Annotated in this window: 16 protein-coding genes; 12 read left to right on the top strand and 4 right to left on the bottom strand. The window is 38.3% G+C overall.

Translation table 11 applies throughout. The features are described 5' to 3' along the window. Positions 1 to 28 precede the first annotated feature (28 nt). Both POF52_RS24255 and POF52_RS24250 read right to left on the bottom strand, forming a co-directional pair. Complete coding sequence (locus POF52_RS24255; protein ID WP_098579352.1) at positions 29 to 1,417, bottom strand: hypothetical protein; 1,389 nt, start codon at positions 1,415 to 1,417, stop codon at positions 29 to 31. Positions 1,418 to 1,500: 83 nt separating this feature from the next. After that, positions 1,501 to 2,007, bottom strand: coding sequence for an antibiotic biosynthesis monooxygenase family protein (locus POF52_RS24250; protein ID WP_013055327.1), 507 nt, complete (start codon positions 2,005 to 2,007; stop codon positions 1,501 to 1,503). 185 nt (positions 2,008 to 2,192) lie between these two features. Here POF52_RS24250 and POF52_RS24245 point away from each other — a divergent pair, with 185 nt between their 5' ends. The 5 genes from POF52_RS24245 to POF52_RS24225 all read left to right on the top strand — a co-directional run bounded on the left by POF52_RS24245 (position 2,193) and on the right by POF52_RS24225 (position 8,883). Continuing rightward, positions 2,193 to 4,322 carry a transglycosylase domain-containing protein gene (locus POF52_RS24245; protein WP_176585732.1) on the top strand — a complete coding sequence of 710 codons (2,130 nt, stop codon included), beginning with the start codon at positions 2,193 to 2,195 and terminating at the stop codon, positions 4,320 to 4,322. Between the two features lie 196 nt (positions 4,323 to 4,518). Next, on the top strand, positions 4,519 to 5,562 hold the full coding sequence (gene hemE / locus POF52_RS24240) for a uroporphyrinogen decarboxylase (protein WP_013055329.1): 1,044 nt from the start codon (positions 4,519 to 4,521) through the stop codon (positions 5,560 to 5,562). Between the two features lie 97 nt (positions 5,563 to 5,659). Next, positions 5,660 to 6,592, top strand: a complete 933-nt coding sequence (hemH, locus tag POF52_RS24235; RefSeq protein ID WP_176585723.1) for a ferrochelatase — start codon at positions 5,660 to 5,662, stop codon at positions 6,590 to 6,592. 137 nt (positions 6,593 to 6,729) lie between these two features. Further along, positions 6,730 to 8,151 carry a protoporphyrinogen oxidase gene (gene hemY, locus POF52_RS24230; RefSeq protein ID WP_176585724.1) on the top strand — a complete coding sequence of 474 codons (1,422 nt, stop codon included), beginning with the start codon at positions 6,730 to 6,732 and terminating at the stop codon, positions 8,149 to 8,151. Between the two features lie 162 nt (positions 8,152 to 8,313). After that, entirely contained in the window at positions 8,314 to 8,883 is a 570-nt protein-coding gene (locus tag POF52_RS24225) for a TetR/AcrR family transcriptional regulator (RefSeq protein ID WP_013081690.1), read from the top strand. A gap of 52 nt (positions 8,884 to 8,935) precedes the next feature. Here the strand turns inward: POF52_RS24225 and POF52_RS24220 are convergent, their stop codons facing one another. Beyond that, a complete protein-coding gene (locus tag POF52_RS24220; RefSeq protein WP_271995645.1) occupies positions 8,936 to 11,107 on the bottom strand; it encodes a peptidoglycan D,D-transpeptidase FtsI family protein in 2,172 nt (723 codons plus the stop codon). 280 nt (positions 11,108 to 11,387) lie between these two features. Between POF52_RS24220 and POF52_RS24215 the strand changes: the two genes are divergently transcribed. The 3 genes from POF52_RS24215 to POF52_RS24205 all read left to right on the top strand — a co-directional run bounded on the left by POF52_RS24215 (position 11,388) and on the right by POF52_RS24205 (position 16,208). Further along, positions 11,388 to 12,677, top strand: a complete 1,290-nt coding sequence (locus POF52_RS24215) for an ABC transporter substrate-binding protein (RefSeq protein WP_013081692.1) — start codon at positions 11,388 to 11,390, stop codon at positions 12,675 to 12,677. A gap of 149 nt (positions 12,678 to 12,826) precedes the next feature. Next, positions 12,827 to 14,647, top strand: a complete 1,821-nt coding sequence (locus POF52_RS24210; RefSeq protein WP_271995641.1) for a cache domain-containing sensor histidine kinase — start codon at positions 12,827 to 12,829, stop codon at positions 14,645 to 14,647. Beyond that, positions 14,625 to 16,208: a response regulator gene (locus POF52_RS24205; RefSeq protein ID WP_025751390.1), complete on the top strand. Its 1,584-nt coding sequence runs from the start codon at positions 14,625 to 14,627 to the stop codon at positions 16,206 to 16,208. The genes POF52_RS24210 and POF52_RS24205 overlap by 23 nt, the downstream gene beginning before the upstream one ends. Before the next feature lie 38 nt (positions 16,209 to 16,246). Here POF52_RS24205 and yhfH read toward each other — a convergent pair whose 3' ends face one another. Then, positions 16,247 to 16,378, bottom strand: a complete 132-nt coding sequence (gene yhfH, locus POF52_RS24200) for a protein YhfH (RefSeq protein WP_013055337.1) — start codon at positions 16,376 to 16,378, stop codon at positions 16,247 to 16,249. A 228-nt stretch (positions 16,379 to 16,606) separates the two neighbouring features. Between yhfH and POF52_RS24195 the strand changes: the two genes are divergently transcribed. From POF52_RS24195 to POF52_RS24180, 4 genes are all read left to right on the top strand, one after another. Then, the gene (locus POF52_RS24195; protein WP_271995633.1) at positions 16,607 to 17,338 is read left to right on the top strand and encodes an MBL fold metallo-hydrolase; all 732 of its coding nucleotides are present in this window, start codon (positions 16,607 to 16,609) and stop codon (positions 17,336 to 17,338) included. Between the two features lie 15 nt (positions 17,339 to 17,353). Continuing rightward, positions 17,354 to 18,343 carry a lipoate--protein ligase gene (locus tag POF52_RS24190; RefSeq protein WP_013055339.1) on the top strand — a complete coding sequence of 330 codons (990 nt, stop codon included), beginning with the start codon at positions 17,354 to 17,356 and terminating at the stop codon, positions 18,341 to 18,343. A 169-nt stretch (positions 18,344 to 18,512) separates the two neighbouring features. After that, complete coding sequence (locus tag POF52_RS24185) at positions 18,513 to 20,045, top strand: fatty acid--CoA ligase family protein (RefSeq protein WP_271995621.1); 1,533 nt, start codon at positions 18,513 to 18,515, stop codon at positions 20,043 to 20,045. Between the two features lie 35 nt (positions 20,046 to 20,080). Then, positions 20,081 to 20,857, top strand: coding sequence for an enoyl-CoA hydratase-related protein (locus tag POF52_RS24180; RefSeq protein ID WP_271995620.1), 777 nt, complete (start codon positions 20,081 to 20,083; stop codon positions 20,855 to 20,857). Positions 20,858 to 21,164 lie beyond the last annotated feature (307 nt).

Below are 21,164 nucleotides of genomic sequence, written 5' to 3'. Positions count from 1 at the left end.
CTCTTCATAAAAAGAAGGGGGCTTTTGTTTAAACTAAGAACATCGCGACAATTGTTGTAACGACTAATCCAATCGCTACAGGTTTTAAATTACGTCTGGCGAGTTCAAACGGACTGACTCCGCAAATCGCAGCAGCTGGAATCAATGCCCATGGAATCAATGTGCCTCCACCAACCCAAATCGCAGCAATTTGCCCTAAAGCAGTTAGGGTGGCAGCGCCCGATCCTAAAGCAGATGCAAATAAATGAGAGACAGAGCCTACAAGTGAAATGCCTGAAAAGCCTGAACCGTCTAATCCGGTAATAGCTCCTAGAGCAGTTATCGTTACAGTGGCGACCTGTGCGGTTAACGGCACAGTGGAAGCAAGCGCAACGCCTAGGTCATTTACAAGTCCATGTGATCCTTTCGGAAGAAAGTCACCAATGATTGTTGTGAATCCAGCATCTCCTAAATAGAAAAAAGCTGCAATGGGAATAACGGGACCGAATACTTTAAAACCAAACTGCAAGCCTTCAATCAAGTAGGAAGTTGTTTGTTCGAGACCTTTTCCTTTGTGAGCAATAAGTGAAACCACCACTAAAATAAATAGGGCTGTGCCGCCAACGAGAGCAGTTGCATCTCCTCCCTGTAAATGAAGGGCGAACATTGCCCATACGTCTATAGCAAAGAAAAGGGGAACTATAATGGCTAAAGCCCGGCGTATTGAAGAAGAAAGAGGTGTGGATTGGACAGAAGAACTGTTTGTTAACATTGTCGGTTGAGCGTGAATTCTATTGTGCTTCATATCTTGTTTTAAAAAGTAAAAAGCAGAGAGTGTTGTAACAACTCCCATCACGATGACCAGAGGGACACTTGCTTGAACCACCTCGTGAACTGGAAGACCTGCTGCGTCAGCTGTTATCTTAGGAGCAGCTTGAATAACAAAGTCTCCTGAAAGCGCAACGCCGTGGCCGAATAAATTCATCGCTACGGCTACGCCTATAGCTGGAAGCCCTACGCGGATGGCCACTGGTAAAAGCACGGCTCCAAGTAAAGCAACGGCTGGAGAAGGCCAGAAAAAATAGGAGATGGTCATCATAACTAATCCAATAACCCAATAGGCAAGAGCAGGTGTTTTAATGAGGCGAGCAAAAGGTGAAATCATCGATTCATTTATTCCTGTAGCCATTAAGACTTTACTCATAGATACAATAATTGAAATAATTAAAATGGTAGGAAGCAGTTCTGTAATGGCATAAATGAAGCTGGAAAAAACAGCGCTGACGGAGTGGCTTAACGAAGAGGTAGCCGTTAAGGAAAGCAAAAAAATCCCGAGTATACAAAGGATACTCGTATCTCGCCGCATAATCATAAAGCCGATAATGAAGGCGATAAAAAGGACATACATCCAATGAAGAGCTCCAAGCTCTATGCCCATAAAAATTCCTCCCAATAGGTGATATAGTATACAATATGAAGTTTGTGCCTATTGTGATACTCGCCTACTAGGAGGGTGGTTACTTATTTAACTACGTGGTATGAAGTCACATAAGAAGGGCGAGAGAAAATCGATGGTTGCTGATCCACGCCTTCTGACGTACCGCGTTTTTTGTGTGCTTCATTATAGGCTTTTGAAGACTGCCAATCGCTAAATGAACTTTCATCTTTCCATCCTGTAAAGATAATGTATGTGTCATTTTGCAGTGGCCGAAGCACACGAATAGCTGAGAAGCCTGCTTCATTTTCAATTAAACGAGCTCGTTGGCTAAATCGCTGTTCAAACAAAGGACGGCCTTCATCTGTAACTGAAATATTATTTAGTACAGCAAATCCGCTGTCTGCAAGATCTCCAGAAGCATCTAATACCTCATAAGCATGTCCTTCTTTAAAAATTGTATCTCCATCTGTTTCATGAACTAGTGCAAATTGATCGTCATCTTTGTGAAGCAGTAACAAACGTTCACTCGGATGTTCGTCGATCAACTTCTGAAGGTAAGGGCCTGTTCCGTAAGTAATAAAGATCTTCATGGATTATACTTCCTTTCTAATTGGGAATTGCATACAATTTACAATTGTAAATCATACTAAAATTATAAAATTTTACACACAAAAATTCAAAAATTGTGAACTTCTAATGAAGATGGTAAAGTAAAACATTGATGAAGTTGTTTTCCATATTATCAAAAGTTTAGCGAAAGAAAAGGGGTGGCATGATGTACAAAAAAGGCTTATACGCAATTGCTGCCTTAGTTGGAATTTTTCTATTAGGATTGATCGGATATATTATCATCTTGTTTCTTGGAAACTATGTAATTGATGAGAAAAAGATCGTCATGGACTCGGCTACGAGGTTAGTGGACGAAAATGGAGACGAATTAACAAAGCTCTATGTGAAAAATCGGGACTTGGTTTCAATTGATAAGATTCCAAAGCATGTGCAACAAGCATTTATTTCAATTGAAGACGTTCGTTTTTATGAACACCACGGAATCGATTTTAAATCTATTGGTCGAGCATTATACCGAGATATATTGGCTGGAGGAAGTGTTGAAGGAGGAAGTACTTTAACACAGCAGCTGGCTAAAAATGTGTTTTTATCTAATGATAAAACGCTGCTTAGAAAAACAAAAGAAGTAGTGGTGGCCATTAACTTGGAGCAGCGTTACAGTAAGCAAAAACTGCTTGAAATGTATTTGAACCAAATATACTTTGGACACGGAGCCTATGGAATCCAAGCTGCATCCAAGCTTTACTTCAATAAAGATGTCTCCGAATTAACGGTAGAAGAAGGTGCACTGCTCGCTGCACTGCCAAAAGCACCGAATTCTTATTCTCCTATTTTACATCCAGAAAAAAGTATAGAACGTAGAAATGTTGTGTTAAATGCCATGCAAAAAGCAGGTTATTTATCAGCTGAAAAAAATGTCCGTTTGCAAGGAAGAACGCTGGGGTTGAACGTAAAGGAACAGGCTAAAAACCCAGCGTATTTAACCTATATCGATATGGTTATTCAAGAAGCAGAGAAAAAATACAGCATTTCGAGCAATGAGCTTCTGCGCGGCGGTTATACGGTCAAAGTACCTATGAGTACAAAAGTACAAGAAGCCGCCTATGAACTGATGAAAGAAAATCGTTATTTTCCAGGTACAGATAACAGTGCCCAAGGTGCTTTTGTATTAGTTGATAACAAAAGCGGAGGAGTTTTATCTGTTATGGGAGGACGAGATTATGTACAAAAATCGCTCAATCGCGTAAATGTCAAAAGACAGCCAGGTTCTACGATGAAACCTATTGCGGTATATGGCCCTGCGTTAGAAGAAGGTCAATTCAAGCCTTATTCCTTACTGCAAGACAAGCTGAGAAGCTACGGGGGATACACACCTAAAAATGTAGACGGCCAATATGCTAAAAAGGTAACGATGTACGATGCCCTAAAAGATTCTAAAAACGCAGCTGCTGTCTGGACATTGAATCAGCTAGGAGTTGAAACAAGTAAGCAGTATCTCACAAAGCTAGGAATTCCTTTAGAAGATAAAGGACTTGCGATTGCTCTTGGAGGATTAAAGGAAGGAATTACACCGCTTCAATTAGCAGGAGCGTACCGGGCATTTGCTGAAAACGGAGAAAATATCCAACCGTACTTTATTCAAGAAATAAAAGATCAAGACGGAAAAGTGATTGCAAAAGCTGTTCCCGACACTCACAAAGCATTTTCAAAACAAACGGCTTGGTATATGACAAAGATGCTTCAAGGAGTTGTTAAAGAAGGAACGGCAAAAAATGGAGAGTTTACAGGAGAGTTAGCAGGAAAAACAGGGTCTACTTCATATACGAATGTTAAAGGAGCCACGAGGGATGCTTGGTTCGTTGGATATACGCCAGACGTTGTAGGAAGCGTGTGGATGGGATATGACTCTACAGATGATCAGCATTATTTAACAAAAGGAAGTTCTTATCCGACTCTATTATTTAAAGACATTCTCACAAGAGCTGGTTACGACGAAGCTGCATTTCAAAAGCCAGCAGGCGTTAAAGATTTGCCAAAACCAATACGCTTAGAGCAAGTTAAAGACTTAAAACAAGAATTAACATTCCATCCATTTGGTTTGCTAACGGTAAATTTATCGTGGACACCTTCACCTGATAAAAGAGCTGTTTATTATGTTTATGAGAAAAAAGGAGATAAAGCCGAAGTAATTGGCAAAGTGAAGGGAAAAGGGGCATTTGAGAAAGAGCGGGTGAATCTGCTCGACAGTCCTACTTATTATGTAGTTCCTTACAATTCCCAAACAAAACAAAAAGGAAAAAAATCCAACGAAGTAACACCTGCTCTTTTTCAATAAAATAAGGAAGAGTAGGGCGAATTTTTGACATTTTTAGCAGGTGGCTATACAAGTCGTAAAGAAATGGGTATAGTGACAAGTAGAGAATATAACGTGAAACTTTAATCAGTAGAGGAACCGGTATGTTCCTTTGCTGATTATTGTCTGTCTAATCGAAGAAAATACGGATGGAAGACAATCGAGAAAGGTGGAAATTATGAGTCAAGGAACGTTTAACGATACTTTTTTAAAAGCCTGTAGAGGGGAAAAAACGGATCATGTTCCGGTTTGGTATATGCGCCAAGCAGGGCGTTCACAGCCGGAATACCGAAAGCTAAAAGAGAAGTACTCTTTATTTGAAATCACTCATCAGCCGGAGCTTGGGGCATACGTAACACGCCTGCCCGTTGAACAGTACGGAGTGGATGCAGCTATTTTATATAAAGATATAATGTCACCGCTTCCTTCAATTGGAGTAGATGTTGAAATCAAGTCAGGAATTGGTCCCGTAATTTCTAATCCAATTCAATCTTTAAGCGATGTAGAAAAACTAGGAGAAATTACGCCGGAAGAAGATGTTCCCTATGTATTAGATACGATTAAGCTGTTAACAACAGAACAGTTAAACGTACCTCTAATTGGCTTTGCGGGTGCTCCTTTTACAGTGGCAAGCTATATGATTGAAGGAGGACCTTCAAAAAATTACAATAAAACAAAAGCATTTATGTATACCGAACCTAAAGCATGGTTTGCACTAATGGATAAGTTAGCAGATATGACGATTACATATGTAAAAGCGCAAATTGACGCTGGGGCAAAAGCCATTCAAATCTTTGATTCATGGGTGGGTGCTTTAAATGTAGCGGATTATCGTTACTTTATAAAACCTGTCATGGAACGAATTTTCACCTCTTTACGTGAAAAAAATGTACCGCTCATTATGTTTGGAGTAGGGGCAAGTCATTTGGCAAAAGAATGGCATGATCTGCCGCTGGATGTAGTGGGATTAGATTGGAGAACACAGCTGGATGAAGCACGTGCATTAGGCTTAACAAAAACACTGCAAGGAAACTTAGATCCTGCTATTTTGTTAGCTCCATGGGAAGTTATTGAAGAACGCGTAACAGAAATTTTAGATAAAGGGATGGCCAGTCCTGGTTACATCTTTAACTTGGGGCACGGCGTTTTTCCACAGGTTCAGCCGGAAACGTTAAAACGTTTAACAACCTTTATTCATGAATATTCTGCAAATAGACAATAAATTGTCAAATAATTTGGAGCGCTAAACTTTGAATTTTTCTTTTTATTCATGGCAAAATGAAGACAAGTATTGAATCTAATAAAGAGGTGTCGAACACATGAGTAAAAAAGTAATGGGATTACTTGTAATGGCATATGGAACGCCATATAAAGAAGAAGATATTGAACGTTACTATACACATATCCGCCGCGGACGTAAACCTTCACCAGAATCCTTAGAAGATTTACAAAACCGCTACGAAGCAATCGGGGGCATTTCACCTCTTGCAAAAATTACGCAACAGCAAATGGAAAGTCTGGAAAAGCGCTTGAATGAAGTGCAGGATGAAATTGAATTTAAAGCGTATCTTGGCTTAAAGCATATTGAACCGTTTGTTGAAGATGCAGTAGAAGCAATGCATAAAGACGGAATTAAAGAAGCGGTCAGCATTGTGCTTGCACCTCACTTTTCAACGTTTAGCGTAAAATCCTATAATGGGCGCGCCAAAGAAACGGCTGGAAAATTAGGAGGACCAATCATTCATTCAGTAGAAAGCTGGTACAGTGAGCCAAAGTTCATTCAGTACTGGGCTACACGTGTTAAACAAACGTTTGATTTAATAGACGAAGAGAAACGCCAAAAAGCCGTGTTGATTGTATCTGCACATAGCTTGCCAGAAAAAATTATTGCAGCAGGAGATCCATATCCAAATCAGCTTCAAGAAACAGCGGATTTAATTGCACAAGCCGCTGGCATTGAACATTACGAAATTGGCTGGCAAAGTGCTGGAAATACGCCTGAGCCATGGATAGGTCCTGATGTCCAAGATTTAACAAGAGAATTGCATGAAGAAAAAGGTTATACATCGTTCGTGTATACTCCGGTTGGATTTATCGCAGACCACTTAGAAGTTCTTTATGATAACGACTATGAATGTAAAGTGGTGACAGATGAAATTGGGGCTGATTATTACCGCCCTGAAATGCCCAATGCACAGCCTGAATTTATCGATGGGTTAGCTACAGTTGTGTTAAAACAGATTGCCCGTTAAGTCAATATAGATTCTTTGTACGTTGAACAGGGATGAAAAGTAACTTATAATCAATATAGAGAAAAGTAAGAAGCGAGCTATGGATTTCCATAATCGCTTCTCTTTATATTGAATTTTACAGAAAAGGCGATGATAACATGACGGATAGACGAAAAAAGGTTGTCATCATCGGTGGAGGAATAACAGGTCTTTCAGCTGCCTATTATGTGCAAAAAAAAATAAAGGATCATCAGCTGCCAATTGATCTTCAACTAATAGAAGCGACGCATCGGCTTGGTGGAAAAATTCAAACGGTCAAACGAGACGGGTATTTATTTGAAAAAGGTCCTGATTCATTTTTAGCGCGTAAGCTAGCTGCTACAAAACTGGCAAAAGAAATAGGGTTAGGCAGGGAGCTAGTCGGAAATGAAAAGGGGAAATCCTATATTCTAGTAAAAGATACACCGCATGCGCTGCCTGATGGTGCTGTAATGGGGATACCAACCAAGTTATCTCCTTTTATCACAACAGGGTTATTTTCACCTGTTGGCAAGCTGCGCGCAGCAGCTGATTTTTTTATACCGAAGACAAAAAATCAGGATGACCGTTCGCTAGGCGTATTTTTTAGAAGACGGTTTGGTGATGAAGTTGTTGAAAATTTAATTGAGCCTCTATTATCAGGAATTTACGCAGGAGACGTTGATCGTTTGAGTTTAAGATCAACATTTCCACAGTTTTTGCATGCTGAACATAAGTACAGAAGCTTAATTGTTGGAATGAAAAAGCTAAAAGAAATTCACCCCCAGCACGGTGATGATTCGGAATTTAAAAAAAATAGTGTCTTTTTAACATTAAAAGAAGGTCTTCAATCGCTAGTAGATGGGGTAGAAAAAGCAATAGATCCTGATATTATTACAAAAGGAATAAAAGTAGAGAAAATTTATAAAGAAGATACCACATATGAATTATCGTTAAATAGCGGGAAAGTAATAAAAGCAGATAGCGTTATTGTAACTTCTCCTCATGCAGCTGCTCAGTCTATGCTTTCGAAATATAAAATATTCGAACCGTTGAAGCATATGCCTTCCACTTCAGTAGCTACTGTTGTGATAGCCTTTGCACAAGAAGCGCTGCAAGACAATCTAGATGCAATGAACATCGCCGTTTCAAGAAATAGCGATTACACGATTACGGCGTGCACATGGCTAAATAAAAAGTGGCCGCATGCGGTTCCGGAAGGAAAAGTTCTGCTGAGATGTTTAGTTGGACGAACCGGGGATGAAGCTGTGGTGGATCAGCCTGACGATGAAATTTTCAAAATTGTCCTGGAGGATTTGAAGAAGCTCATTACAATTTCTGCTGAGCCTGAATTTTACGCGGTAACGAGATGGAAGCAGTCAATGCCTCAGTATACGGTCGGACATCACGATATGCTAGATACGATGAACGAACAGCTTGAAAAAGAGCTGGCCGGTCTTTATGTAGCGGGAAGCTCATACGAAGGTCTGGGTATACCAGAATGTGTAGAGCAAGGAGAAGATGTGGCTAAAAAAGCGGTTAAATATGTGCAGCAACTGTAGAAGTGGAGCGGTGAATCAATGCTCCGCTTTTTTGTCTACTACCTGTAGAGAAAGGTTATACTAAGAGAAGAGATTGTGGTTGAAAAGCAAAAGAAACTTATGCTATAGTAAAACCGTACTTGTTGACTAGAATATTCATTTGGTCAGAAAGAAGGGGATAACGTGGCTATAGACCGAAAGCAATCAGTTGTTGATGCAGCGTCAAAATCATTTGCGCTGTTTGGATATAAAGCAACGACTATGGAGCAAGTGGCGAAGCTTGCAAATGTCGGAAAAGGAACGATTTATACTTTTTTTAAAAACAAAGAAGAGTTATTCGATGAAATTGTGACACGAATGATTCGAGAAATGACAGATGCAGCTGAAACTGTCATTGATAGCAACCGTCCTTTTTTTGAAAATGCCCAAGCAGCCATTTTTCGAATCTTAGAATTCCGCACCGAGCATCAGCTCATGCTGAAGCTGGTACAGGAACAGCAATTAGGCACTACAGCAGTGCAAGAAGTGCTGGTGCGAGTAGAAGAAGAGATTTTGACTTATATAAAAAACAAAATCGAAATTGCGATTTCTAAAAAAGAAATCAAACCGTGCAACCCGGAGCTCACAGCTTTTTTATTATTTAAAATGTACATTGCACTCGTCTATGATTGGGAAAAACGGCATGAGCCGCTTTCAGAAGAAAAAATTGCTGAATTAATTGAACTATACTTTTTACGCGGTCTGTCTCAGTGAGATGGGCTTTTTTCATGGAAAAAACAAAAAAGGTCTCATGACGAGACCCTTTTTATTGTTCATTATCATCTTTTTTTACACCGTTTAATTCTGTATTTCCTGTTTTTGCATCTTCTTCTTTTTGCTCTACTTCTTTTTCGCCTTCTTTTTTAAGATCGAAGTAAGCTTTTATCACGTCACCGGTAACAGTTTTACTTAACGTGTTAGATGTACCGGCTACATAAGCAGAAGGAATAACAACGGCTACGGCTACTTCCGGGTTATCATAAGGCGCGTATGAAACGAATGTAGAGTTACGAACGCTTACGCCTTTATTAAAGGTTTCCGCGGTACCAGACTTACCAGCAATATTATACTGACGGTATTTTCCTGTATTAAGTAAACGCCCTGTACCATGTGACCCTGTAACTACTTGGCGAAACCCTTGTTTAACAAGGTTAATTTCTGATTGGCCCATCGTAATACGGTTTAACACTTCTGGTTCAACAGAACTTTGAATACTTCCTTTTAGTTCGCTATCAAGCTCAGGTTCGCGGATTTCTTTTACTAAGTGCGGCTTCATGCGATATCCACCGTTAGCAATCGTTGAGATGTATTGAACAAGCTGAAGCGGTGTGTACGTATCATACTGTCCAATACCAAAATCCAGTGCTTTACCTGGTTCATTTGTGACGCTGTTACGAATACCCGTTGATTCGTTTTCTAAGTCGATGCCCGTTGAAATTCCAAGCCCGAACTGGCTATAGTATGAGCGCAGCTTATTAAAGATAGACGGTGGAATGTTAAGTTTACCGCCAGGACGGTACGTTTCACCAGCCATGCTCATAACCGTACGGTACATGAATACATTTGATGATTGTTCCAAAGCATTTTGAATCCCAGTTGCTCCAATTTGGTGAGACGATTTTTTAATTGTTCCGCCAGCAAACTTCAGCGGCGCATCGTAAAAAACCGTACCGGGCTGAATAGCGCCTGAATCAAGTCCTGCTAGAACGGTCGCTCCTTTAACCGCAGAACCTACTTCATAAGAAGTGGTCATGTTACCAAGAGCAAAGTCTTGTACTTTACGTGCTCCGGTTTGCTTATCAGTAACAAGCTGTTTTCCGCCCATCGCTAAAATATCTCCCGTGTGAGGGTCCATCATAATAGCAAATGCTCGGTCCATTAACCGTGAACCAGCAGCACCGGATGTCACAGCTTTTGTTAAAACATCTTCGACTTGTTTTTGAAGTTCCATATCAATTGTTAAAATTAAGTCACTGCCTCGCTGACCTTCTGTAACAGTCTCTTGGCTCACTAAGTTGCCCGAGCGGTCCGTTACGTTTTGCACGCGGGCTTTTTGACCGCGAAGAACGTCTTCGTACTGCTTTTCTAAATAACTTTTTCCTACTCGGTCATTACGGCTGTAACCGTGTGACAAGTAGTACTGTAAGTTTTCGCTCGGCAATCCTTCATCTGCTGATGTGATTTTACCAAGCAGCGTGCTAAGTAAGTCGTCGTATGTATACATACGGTCCCAGTAAGTTGTTGTATCGACGCCTGGTAAGTCACCCAGCTGCTCACTAATAACGGCAAGCTCTTTATCGGTTAAGCCGCTTTTAATAATTTGAGCAGTTAACGCGTACCCGCCTTCCATCTTGCTTTTAATGGCAATCACTTCAAGGTCATCTTTCACCGATAGAAGTTCATTTTTAGTAATACGCTTTAGCTGAAGAGGATATAAATCATCTTCAGAAAGTTGACCTTCTTTTACTTTTTGCTTATCCGCTGCGGTAATTTTTTTCGCTGCTGCTTTTGGATGAGTTGCAATCCAATAATCTTTTAAGTCGCGTTCTGTTAGCTTAATCGTATTTTTATCTTTCTTTTTATCCGATTTGCCAAACACGTCTGTTGTAACAGGAACATCAATAAGAGTGGCAAGCTTTTTAGCTACTTTTAGCTTGTCTTCTTGAGTGACGCCTTTCAAACGCGTGTACGTGACAGCGTTCAACGGTTTATTATCCACGATAACGCGGTCATAGCGGTCTAGCATCTTTCCGCGAGGAACCGGTGAATCTACCGTTTCATCTTCTGTTTTTTCAACTTCTCGTTTATAGTTCTCTCCGTACACGATCTGTACGAAGCCTAATCGTAAAATGAGTGCAGAAAAAAGCAGGAAAACCACAATAAACAGCCAGTTAATTCGAAATGAGACATGTGTTTTTTTGCGCTTTTTAGTTTTCATGTAAACCCCTTCACTTTGTTTATACAAGTTAAAAAAATTCATAAATTTTCTTATGAATCTATCACTCTACATATTAACATAATTTTGTCTATAAATGTTATTAGGTGGAATAAAACAGACAAAAAATTTATAGAAATTTTTGCGAAAGAAGAGAGATCTGTCGAAGGGTGCTGAAGGGGGTGTTCAATATTTTCCACTCGGTTGTTCAATATTGTTACCTGTTCAAATGTCCTAGAATCGGTAAAATAAAGAGAGATAGATATCAAGGGGGGCAAAACGAATGAAAATGAAAAGGCTTTCAATAATGTCTGGAGTGCTAGCAACATCACTTTTATTTGCGACAGCATGTTCAAACTCAGGTACGGATTCAAAAGCAAGTAAATCAACAGGCTCAGGTGATCAAGTTGTTATTGATATGTTCCAGTTCAAAGTGGAAATTGCAGATCAGCTGAAAGAATTAACGGATGAATATACAAAAGAACATCCAAACGTAAAGTTTAACATCCAAACAGTCGGCGGAGGCGCGGACTATGGTGCAGCATTAAAAGCACAGTTTGCCTCTGGAAATGAACCTGATATCTTTAACAATGGAGGGTTCCAAGAAGCGCAAACGTGGAAGGATAAATTAGAAGATTTATCTGATCAGCCGTGGGTAGATAATCTGTATGATATCGCCAAAGAACCGATGACAATGGACGGAAAAATTTATGGTCAGCCGCTAAACTTAGAAGGTTATGGTTTTATTTATAATAAAGATTTATTTGAAAAAGCAGGCATTAAAGAATTACCTAAAACACTGTCAGAATTAGAAGCAGCTTCTAAAAAGCTTAAAGCAAAAGGCATTACGCCATTTTCTAATGGATACGGCGAGTGGTGGGTGCTAGGTAACCACTTATTTAATATTCCAATGGCACAGCAAGACGATCCAGATGCGTTTATTAAAGGTCTAAACGAAGGAAAGGCAAAATTTGAAGGCAATGAAACATTTAAGCAATTTATGAATCTGTTCGATTTAACGTTAAAGTATGGAAATAAAAATCCACTAACGACAGACTACAATACACAAGTTACTCAATTTGCTTCTGGTGAAACAGCAATGATGCAACAAGGTAACTGGACGGTAAATATGATTACGAAAATTAATCCGGACATGAAAATGGGCTTTATTCCAATGCCAATCAGCAACGATGCAAAGAAAAATGATAAACTAGCAATCGGAGTTCCAAATAACTGGGTAGTAAACAAAAATGCGCCAGATGCAGATAAAAAAGCAGCGAAGGAATTCTTAAATTGGATGGTTTCTTCTAAAGAGGGTCAAAAATTCTTAGTTGAAAAGTTCAAGTTCATTCCAGCGTTCAAAAACATCGATGGAAAAGGAATTGATTCTTTATCTGATGATATCTTAAAATACTCTGAAGAAGGTAAAACATTATCTTGGAACTGGTTTAAGTATCCGGAAGGAACGGTTCAAGAAGTCGGCGCAGCAATGCAGTCTTACGCAGGTAAGCAAATGACAGAAGAAGAGTTTATGAAGAAATTAGATACAATTTGGGCGAAAATGAAAAAATAAAAAAGAAGTCCGCGTGGAAAACGCGGACTTTTTGATGTGAAAAAATAGCTGGTTAGATTCATAGTTATGAAAAAATAATAGTTAATTGAAAGCGCTTTTAATGTATAATAATAGTCATGATGTATGACATTAGTCAAAGGAGGTTATTTGTGAAAGGCTGGAGCATACGCAAGAAATTAATTTTGTTTTTCTTATTCGCAACGGTTATTCCATTTTTAATTTCGACGATTTTTACGTATCAATACACAAAAGAAACGGTTAAGAACCGATTTATTTCTACCAACTATCAAGTTATTAAAAATGGAAGCAATGATTTGGGCGATTACTTAAATGAAATTGCTAATATTACAAAAAGGCTGTACGGCTACCACCCATTTATTAAAGTGTTAGATGAAGGTGTATCAAGTGACTTAGGAGCCAATCAACTGGAAATATCACGAACTCTTCTTTATTTATATAATACTCGTCCAGAGATTGAACAGCTCCATCTTTACATTGAAAACGGGCATGACTCATATACAGCTTATAATTCGAAAGTGAGCAGCAGAGGGAAGTACGATGATATTTACACTCAGCCTTACTATTCTTATTTAAATAAAAATCATAAATTTCTTGTGATTGAGCCTACCCATGAAATTTATAGCTACAATAATTTATCAACGTTAATTGATTCACTGCCGAATCAAGTTATTAGCTTTCATCAGCGGATTGATGAGATTCCATCAGACAAGTTGTTAGCTTATCTATCTTTAGACATTAATATGACACAAATTCAATCTATATCGCAGCGTCTATATAATGAAGAGTCAGAAGATTTTTATTTAATGAACAATAAAGGTAAGGTTTTGTATTCCTCTGATTCAAAGGTTATTGGAAAAAATGAAAACTACGCGTGGGTGAAGGCGCTCACTTCTCAAAAAGACCATAGTATGGAATGGGAAGATAAAAGCTTCTCAGGCGTATTAATGTACGAAAAGCTTAAACAGCCCTTTGAGGACTTGTACATGGTGAAACGAATTCCTTACAGTGTTTTATATGAGGATGCAAGAAAGACAGCACTTATGAATGTATTAATTGGCCTGCCATTTTTGTGTATGCTCGTTATCGCTACGCTTTTTATATCAGTACGTTTTACACAGCCGATTAACGTATTGATTCGCAATATGAAAGAAGTGGAAAAAGGATCATTTGAGGTGCGGTTTAAGTCGCTTGGAAACGATGAATTTGGTGTTTTAGGAAGGCATTTTACCTCTATGGTAGAAACAATTAATGACTTGATTGAACGTAAATTTCGATTGGAATTAGAAAATAAATCAACGCAGCTAAAAGTGCTGCAGTCACAAATTAATCCGCATTTTTTATACAACGCATTTCAATCGATTGGAACTCTTGCTCTTAAGCATAAAGCAGTTGAAGTATATTCTTTATTAACCTCACTTTCCCACATTATGCGTTACAGCATGAATATGAAGGAGGATATCGTTAGCTTAAAGCAAGAAGTCGATCACGTAAAAGCTTTCTTAAGTCTGCAAAAGCAGCGGTTTGGTTCAAAGTTTGAGTATGAGTTAAATATCGAAAAAGAAGCAGAGCTTATGCGAATACCGAAAATGATTTTGCAGCCTCTTGTTGAGAATTCTTTTAAGCATGGATTCGAAACCCGCACAGGAAGCGGAAAGCTGTTGATTTCAGCGGAGTTGAACGGTGAAGAACTGATTCTAACTGTTTCTGATAACGGAAAAGGGATAGGGCAACAAAAGTTGAATCAATTAAAAACGAGACTTCAGCAATCGTATAATCAAACAGATGAGCATATTGGGTTGCAAAACATTTATGAACGACTTCGCATCTACTATGGAGATCATGCTTCAATGCAAATTAGCAGTCAAGAAAATCACGATTTTACCGTTGTCATAAAGCTAACAACAATTGAAGAAAAGAGGGATAGTGATGAAAGTATTAATCGTGGATGATGAAGAGCATGTAAGAGAAGGAATAAAGCTGCTTGGACAGTGGGAAGAGCATGAAATTACAGATGTGATAGAAGCTGATAGCGGTGAGCAAGCGATTGCGCTTATCGAGGATCATGGACCGGAAATCATTTTTACTGATATGAAGATGCCTAATATCGATGGAATTGCTTTGTTGGAGTGGATTAAAGAGAATTCACCTTCTAGCAAAACGATTGTGGTAACAGGGTATGATGACTACCACTATATGCGTAAAGCTATTCATTTTGGAAGCACGGATTACATTCTAAAGCCAGTGGATCCTTCGATTTTAAACGATACGCTTGTACGAGCTGTAACCCAATGGAAGAAAGAAGAAGAGTCCAGAAAAGTTCATAATAGCAGCTATCGTTTAATCAATGAAATGAAGCCGATTTATCGAGATCGAAAACTGACGCAGTTAATGAACAATTATTTGCTAAATCAATCAATCTATGAAGAGTTTGGTTTCCATCTGACTAGAGAATATGAAGTGGGGATTGTACGTGTAGATGAATCCATTATTCGTTCTTTTGGCGGTGACCGAGATTTAGCCTATTTTTCAATTTTAAATGTAATCAATGAAATGCTGATGGCAGAAGAAAATGGGGTAGCCTTTCGTTATTTATCAAATAAGTGGGAAATTATCATTATATTTTGGAATGATTTTGAACGCATAACCTCTTTACTGACGACTTTACATACAGCAATTCGCCGTACGTTAGACGTGAGCTGTCGGATTGCAAGAGGGTGCAAAGTTTCTTCTATTGATCAGCTAATGAAATCCTATGAAGATGCGAAAAACTCGCTTTTATTAAGCAATGTTCTTGATCAAAATAAAGTGAAGGTCTACGGCGAGCAAGACGTTTTAGCAAGTGCTTTATTAATAAATATGATGGATTATAACAGTAAAATTGAAGAAGCGCTGCAAGTCGGGAAGTTTGAAGCCTTTTTGCCGGTATTCAACGAAATTATCACAGCTTTTGAAGCACAAAATTATCTCTCATTAAAGCAAATTCTGCATTTTGAGCAGGAATATCAGCTGTTAAGTCAGCATTGGTTAAAAAGATATCACATTCCTTATACGATAAATAACGGTCCTGAATATGTTCTTTCTTTTTTCTATAACCAAGATGGGCAGTTTCAGCTAGCAAAGTATGTAGAGAGAAAGAAGCGTGAAGTAAAGCGCTTTTTAAAAGTAGTAAAAAGGTATAGCAAGCAAAACAATCGCGACGTTATTTATGAAATCGAACAATATTTGCAGCAAAATTTTCATCGAGATGTGAAGCTTCAAGAAATATCGGAACGTTTCTATCTAAGCCGTGAATACATTTCGAGAAAGTTTAAGCAAGAATTTCAAGAAAACATTTCAGATTATATGGTGAAAGTCAGAATGAATAAAGCCAAATCACTTTTACTAAATGAAGAACTAAAAATCTATGAAATTGCGAATATGATTGGATATCATGATGATAAATACTTTCGAAAAGTGTTTAAAAAAGTAGAAGGCATCACGCCAAACGAGTATCGCAGTTTGACCGTATAAAAAAAGCTGAAACTGTTTTATAACAGTTTCAGCTTTTTTTATTTCATGATATCTAGACAGTGATCACATTTGTTTCCGTAGCATTCATGCTGTTCCTCAATGTCGTTTCCGCATTCTACGCACTTTTTATTGGGTAATCTTTTGAAAAATTCAGTCATTTTTTCTAACATTTTAAATCCCCTCCGTTGTTTTTGTTACTAATATTGTATTATAACAGATGATAAAATGTCAATTATGTTTTATAACAATTTAGCCTATTTTGCTATTCTAAGTGGTTATTTGTTATATAACAATGAGTTATTTCGATAAAATGACCGAAACGAGTGCCTTTCAGTTAGTTTTCAAAAAAAAGTAGGGTATACTGAACGTAATAAAAATAGTACGAAAGGGTGATTGAAATGAAAGTAACTGTTATTGGTTTTTGGGGAGGATATCCTGCGGTTTCAGAAGCTACTTCTAGCTATTTAGTGGAGCACGATGGATTTCAGCTGCTTGTTGATTGTGGAAGCGGTGCATTGGCTCAGCTGCAAAAATATGCAAAGCCAGAAGAAATAGATGCTATGATTTTATCTCATTATCATCATGATCACGTGGCTGATGTCGGAGTATTTCAATATGCACGCCTCATTCAGACTTATCTAGGAAACGCTGTTCAGGAACTTTCTATTTACGGACATACATATGATCAAGAAAGCTTCAACAAACTTACTCATAAAGGAATTACTAAAGGGGTAGAGTATGATCCGAGTCAAAAACTTGAAGTTGGGCCTTTTACCATCGAATTTATGAAAACGAAACATCCAGTCGTTTGTTATGCCATGAGAATAAGCGCCGGCAATCAAACTGTCGTGTACACAGCGGACTCTAGTTATTTAGAAGAGTTTGTTTCCTTCTCAGAAGAAGCAGATCTTCTTATTTGTGAATGTAATTTTTATGCCAATCAAGATGGAAGAGGCGCTGGACACATGACAAGTACAGAAGCCGGTACACTTGCTTCAAAAGCAAGTGTCAAACACCTCATGCTTACTCACCTTCCGCACTATGGAGAACATCAACAGCTAGTAGAGGAAGCCGCTGCTCATTATAGAGGTACGCTTACGTTAGCTGAATCAGGATATGTATGGGAATAACAAGGAGGAAAATGAATGTTATTTATTGATAATCAAAAAAATTATGATCCCCGAATTAACTTAGCAATTGAAGAGTATGCGCTCAAGCATCTAGACATTAATGAGACATATCTGCTGTTTTATATTAATGAACCTTCTATTATTATTGGAAAAAACCAGAACACCATTGAGGAGATCAATACAAAATATGTTGAAGATCAGCAAATTCATGTAGTGAGACGTCTGTCTGGAGGCGGTGCCGTTTATCATGATAAAGGAAATTTAAACTTCAGCTTTATTACGAAAGACGATGGAAATAGCTTTCATAATTTTAAAAAATTTACCGAGCCGGTCGTGGAAGCGTTAAAGAAATTAGGAGTTAATGCCGAACTAAGCGGACGAAATGATTTAATGGCTGAAGGACGGAAAATTTCTGGAAATGCTCAGTTTTCAACGAAAGGGAGAATGTTCAGCCATGGAACTCTTCTTTTTGATTCAGAGATTGAAAACGTTGTATCAGCGTTAAAAGTAAAAAAAGATAAAATTGAATCCAAAGGCATTAAGTCTATTCGAAATAGAGTAGCAAATATCAGCGAATTTTTAGAACAGAAAGTAACGGTGGAAGAGTTTAGAGAAATGCTGCTTCGATATATCTTTGACGGAGAAGAAAATATAACAGAATATAAACTAACGGAAAAAGATTGGGAAACGATTCATCAAATTTCTAAAGAGCGCTATCAGTCATGGGATTGGAACTATGGAAAATCACCTAAATTTAACTTACAGCACTCTCACCGCTTTCCTGTGGGACAAATCGACGTTCGTTTAGAAGTGAATAAAGGAAAAATCGATGCTTGCACCATTTACGGAGATTTCTTTGGAGTGGGGGATGTCCAGGAAGTGCAGGAAAAATTAACAGGTGTTCGTTATGAAAAAGCTTCTATTGAACAAGCCTTAGAAGACATCGATATTCCACATTATTTTGGTAATATTACAAAAGAAGAGTTTGTTGAATTAATCTATTAAGAAAAAAGTCTGCTACATCAGGCTTTTTTTCTTTTTAAACAGATGAGTCTTGTCAATAGAACAGCAGTAACATTATAATAGAATAGAAGAAGTAAGAATTTTTACATTATTATGTCTTAATAATGAATGGGTGTTCATTCATTCATTATTAAAAGGAGGAAGTTATGAGATGAATTTGTCAGCACAGCTTCATAAAACAGCTGAGCAATTTCCACAAAAATCGGCATATGTTTTTATGGACCAGGAAACATCTTATGCAAATCTTGATGCATCGGTATCTAAGTTTGCTGATGGTCTGAAGCAGTTAGGTGTAAAAAAAGGAGATCATATCGCTTTGATTGTCGGCAACTCGCCTCATTTTGTGATTGGATTGTACGGTGCTCTTCGAGTAGGAGCTACTGTTATACCGATTAATCCTATTTACACAGCGGATGAAATTAGCTACATGCTTCAGGATGGAGATGTAAAAGCAGTTATTGCGGTTGATTTACTTCTCCCTATTTTAAAGAGAATCATTGGACACGCTCCATTTTTGGAACACGTTATCTTATGTGAAACGACAGATACAGTGGAAAATATACCTTCTTATTTTCACACGTTTTCGCAAGTTGTAAACAGAGGGGAAGCTACATATGATTTTCTGGAGTTAAAAGAAGAAGATGTGGCCCTCATTCTGTATACGTCAGGAACAACTGGAAAACCAAAAGGAGCTATGCTTACACATACGAATATTTATTCAAATGCTCAAGACGTAGCAGATTATTTAAGTATAAATGGGAATGACCGAGTCGTAGCTGCTTTGCCGATGTTTCACGTATTTTGTTTAACTGTTTCATTGAATGCGCCTTTAATGAATGGAGGAACGATATTAATTGAACCAAAATTCAGTCCATCTTCTATATTTGAATTAATTCAAAATCGACAAGCGACTATTTTTGCCGGCGTTCCCACAATGTATAATTTCTTACTTCAGCACGACAAAGGGAAAAAAGAGCACTTTCACACGGTAAGGCTTTGTATATCAGGAGGGGCATCAATGCCGGTGGCACTTCTAACCAATTTTGAACGTAAGTTTGGGGTAATGGTAGCAGAAGGATATGGATTATCTGAGGCTTCTCCTGTGACGTGTTTCAATCCGATTGATCGAGAGAGAAAAGCCGGTTCTATAGGCACATCTATTATGAATGTTGAAAATAAAGTGGTAAACGAACTAGGAGAAGAAGTAGAAGTAGGACAAGTCGGCGAACTTATCGTCAAAGGCCCTAACGTGATGAAAGGGTATTACAAGCTTCCTGAAGACACGGAATATGCTCTCCGAGATGGTTGGCTGTATACAGGTGACTTAGCAAGAATGGATAAGGAAGGTTATTTTTATATCGTTGACCGTAAAAAAGATTTAATTATCGTAGGAGGATATAACGTTTATCCTCGCGAAGTAGAAGAAGTGCTATATGCGCATCGGGATATTGTAGAAGTGGCTGTTATTGGAGTCCCTGATCCTTCCTTAGGTGAATGTGTGAAGTGTTACGTGGTTTGCAATAATCAAGAGATAACGGAAGAGAAGCTTATTGCCTACTGCAAAGAGCACCTTGCTAAATATAAAGTGCCAAGTGAAATTGAATTTTTAAAAGAACTTCCTAAAAATACAACGGGAAAAATTTTACGTCGTGCACTGAAGCAACAAGTATCCCAGGAGCGATAAAATGAAAGCGATTCCAATTTGGAGGTGGTAAAAGGATGTCATCTATTTCTTATGAAATGAAGGGACACGTTGCCCATGTGATACTGAACCGTCCGGAAGCGATGAATGCTTTTAATTACGATATGCTTAAAGAATTGGAAGAAGTAATTGAAGGAATTCGTATTCAAAAAGATATTCGAGTTGTGACGTTTAAAGGGGCAGGGGAAAAGTCTTTTAGTGTAGGGGCCGATTTAAAAGAACGTAAAACTCTCTCTGATCAAGAGGTAAAGCGCAATATTTACAAAATAGGAGAAGTGTTTTCGAAGATAGAGCAGCTTCCTCAGCCAACGATAGCAATCATCAATGGATATGCATTTGGAGGAGGAATGGAGCTGGCTTTAGCATGTGATTTCCGGATTTCTTCAACCGAAGCGCTTATGGGTTTAACGGAAACAAGTTTAGCGATTATACCAGGAGCAGGAGGAACACAGCGTCTCCCTCGGTTAGTTGGGGAAGCAAAAGCAATGGAACTAATTTTAACAGCTCAGCGTCTCTCAGCATCAGAAGCGAAAGAATGTGGTCTAGTAACGAAGGTGGCTCCCGGATATGAAATAGAAGAAACAATAGATATTTTTATCTCTCTTTTATTGAAAAATGGGCCAATTGCGCTTCAGCAAGCAAAATTTGCTATCAAAGAAGGAATGAAGGCCGATTTGCAGACTGGTTTGCAAATTGAACGAAAAGCATATGAGTTAACGATTCCGACAGAAGATCGTTTAGAGGCGCTTCAGGCATTTGCTGAGAAGAGAAGACCTAGTTTTAAAGGGAAATAAGAAAGGGCTGTCTAATGGACAGCTCTTTTTTAGTTTCTTCTATAAGAAAAGAATATGTAAAAGCGCAGGAACAAAGAAGGCAAAGTTACAGCTGGCTTTTGTCTATAATATTTACTATAATACGTTGCAGTAGTCGTTGTTCAAATCTATAAATAATAGTTTTTATTTTTTTCTTTAAAAACCGTTGACTTTAGTTAAAATATATTTTATTATTATAAAGCGTCGTTGAGACATACCGTTAACAACGAAGCTGAAAAAAGAATTTTAAAAAGTTGTTGACATTACGTTGATAACTTGATAAGATGAT

Origin of the sequence: Priestia sp. AB (genome assembly GCF_028369225.1) — a bacterium.
GTDB classification, from domain to species: domain Bacteria; phylum Bacillota; class Bacilli; order Bacillales; family Bacillaceae_H; genus Priestia; species Priestia megaterium.
The sequence above is the reverse complement of the archived record's forward strand: the minus strand, read 5'-3'. Positions and strand labels throughout refer to the sequence as shown.

What these genes read in the sequence shown, in the direction of transcription:
- POF52_RS24255 (WP_098579352.1), bottom strand. Translation starts at nt 1,417, where the DNA reads ATGGGCATAGAGCTTGGAGCTCTTCATTGGATGTATGTCCTTTTTATC.
- POF52_RS24250 (WP_013055327.1), bottom strand. Translation starts at nt 2,007, where the DNA reads ATGAAGATCTTTATTACTTACGGAACAGGCCCTTACCTTCAGAAGTTG.
- POF52_RS24245 (WP_176585732.1), top strand. Translation starts at nt 2,193, where the DNA reads ATGTACAAAAAAGGCTTATACGCAATTGCTGCCTTAGTTGGAATTTTT.
- hemE (WP_013055329.1), top strand. Translation starts at nt 4,519, where the DNA reads ATGAGTCAAGGAACGTTTAACGATACTTTTTTAAAAGCCTGTAGAGGG.
- hemH (WP_176585723.1), top strand. Translation starts at nt 5,660, where the DNA reads ATGAGTAAAAAAGTAATGGGATTACTTGTAATGGCATATGGAACGCCA.
- hemY (WP_176585724.1), top strand. Translation starts at nt 6,730, where the DNA reads ATGACGGATAGACGAAAAAAGGTTGTCATCATCGGTGGAGGAATAACA.
- POF52_RS24220 (WP_271995645.1), bottom strand. Translation starts at nt 11,107, where the DNA reads ATGAAAACTAAAAAGCGCAAAAAAACACATGTCTCATTTCGAATTAAC.
- POF52_RS24215 (WP_013081692.1), top strand. Translation starts at nt 11,388, where the DNA reads ATGAAAATGAAAAGGCTTTCAATAATGTCTGGAGTGCTAGCAACATCA.
- POF52_RS24205 (WP_025751390.1), top strand. Translation starts at nt 14,625, where the DNA reads ATGAAAGTATTAATCGTGGATGATGAAGAGCATGTAAGAGAAGGAATA.
- yhfH (WP_013055337.1), bottom strand. Translation starts at nt 16,378, where the DNA reads ATGTTAGAAAAAATGACTGAATTTTTCAAAAGATTACCCAATAAAAAG.
- POF52_RS24195 (WP_271995633.1), top strand. Translation starts at nt 16,607, where the DNA reads ATGAAAGTAACTGTTATTGGTTTTTGGGGAGGATATCCTGCGGTTTCA.
- POF52_RS24190 (WP_013055339.1), top strand. Translation starts at nt 17,354, where the DNA reads ATGTTATTTATTGATAATCAAAAAAATTATGATCCCCGAATTAACTTA.
- POF52_RS24185 (WP_271995621.1), top strand. Translation starts at nt 18,513, where the DNA reads ATGAATTTGTCAGCACAGCTTCATAAAACAGCTGAGCAATTTCCACAA.
- POF52_RS24180 (WP_271995620.1), top strand. Translation starts at nt 20,081, where the DNA reads ATGTCATCTATTTCTTATGAAATGAAGGGACACGTTGCCCATGTGATA.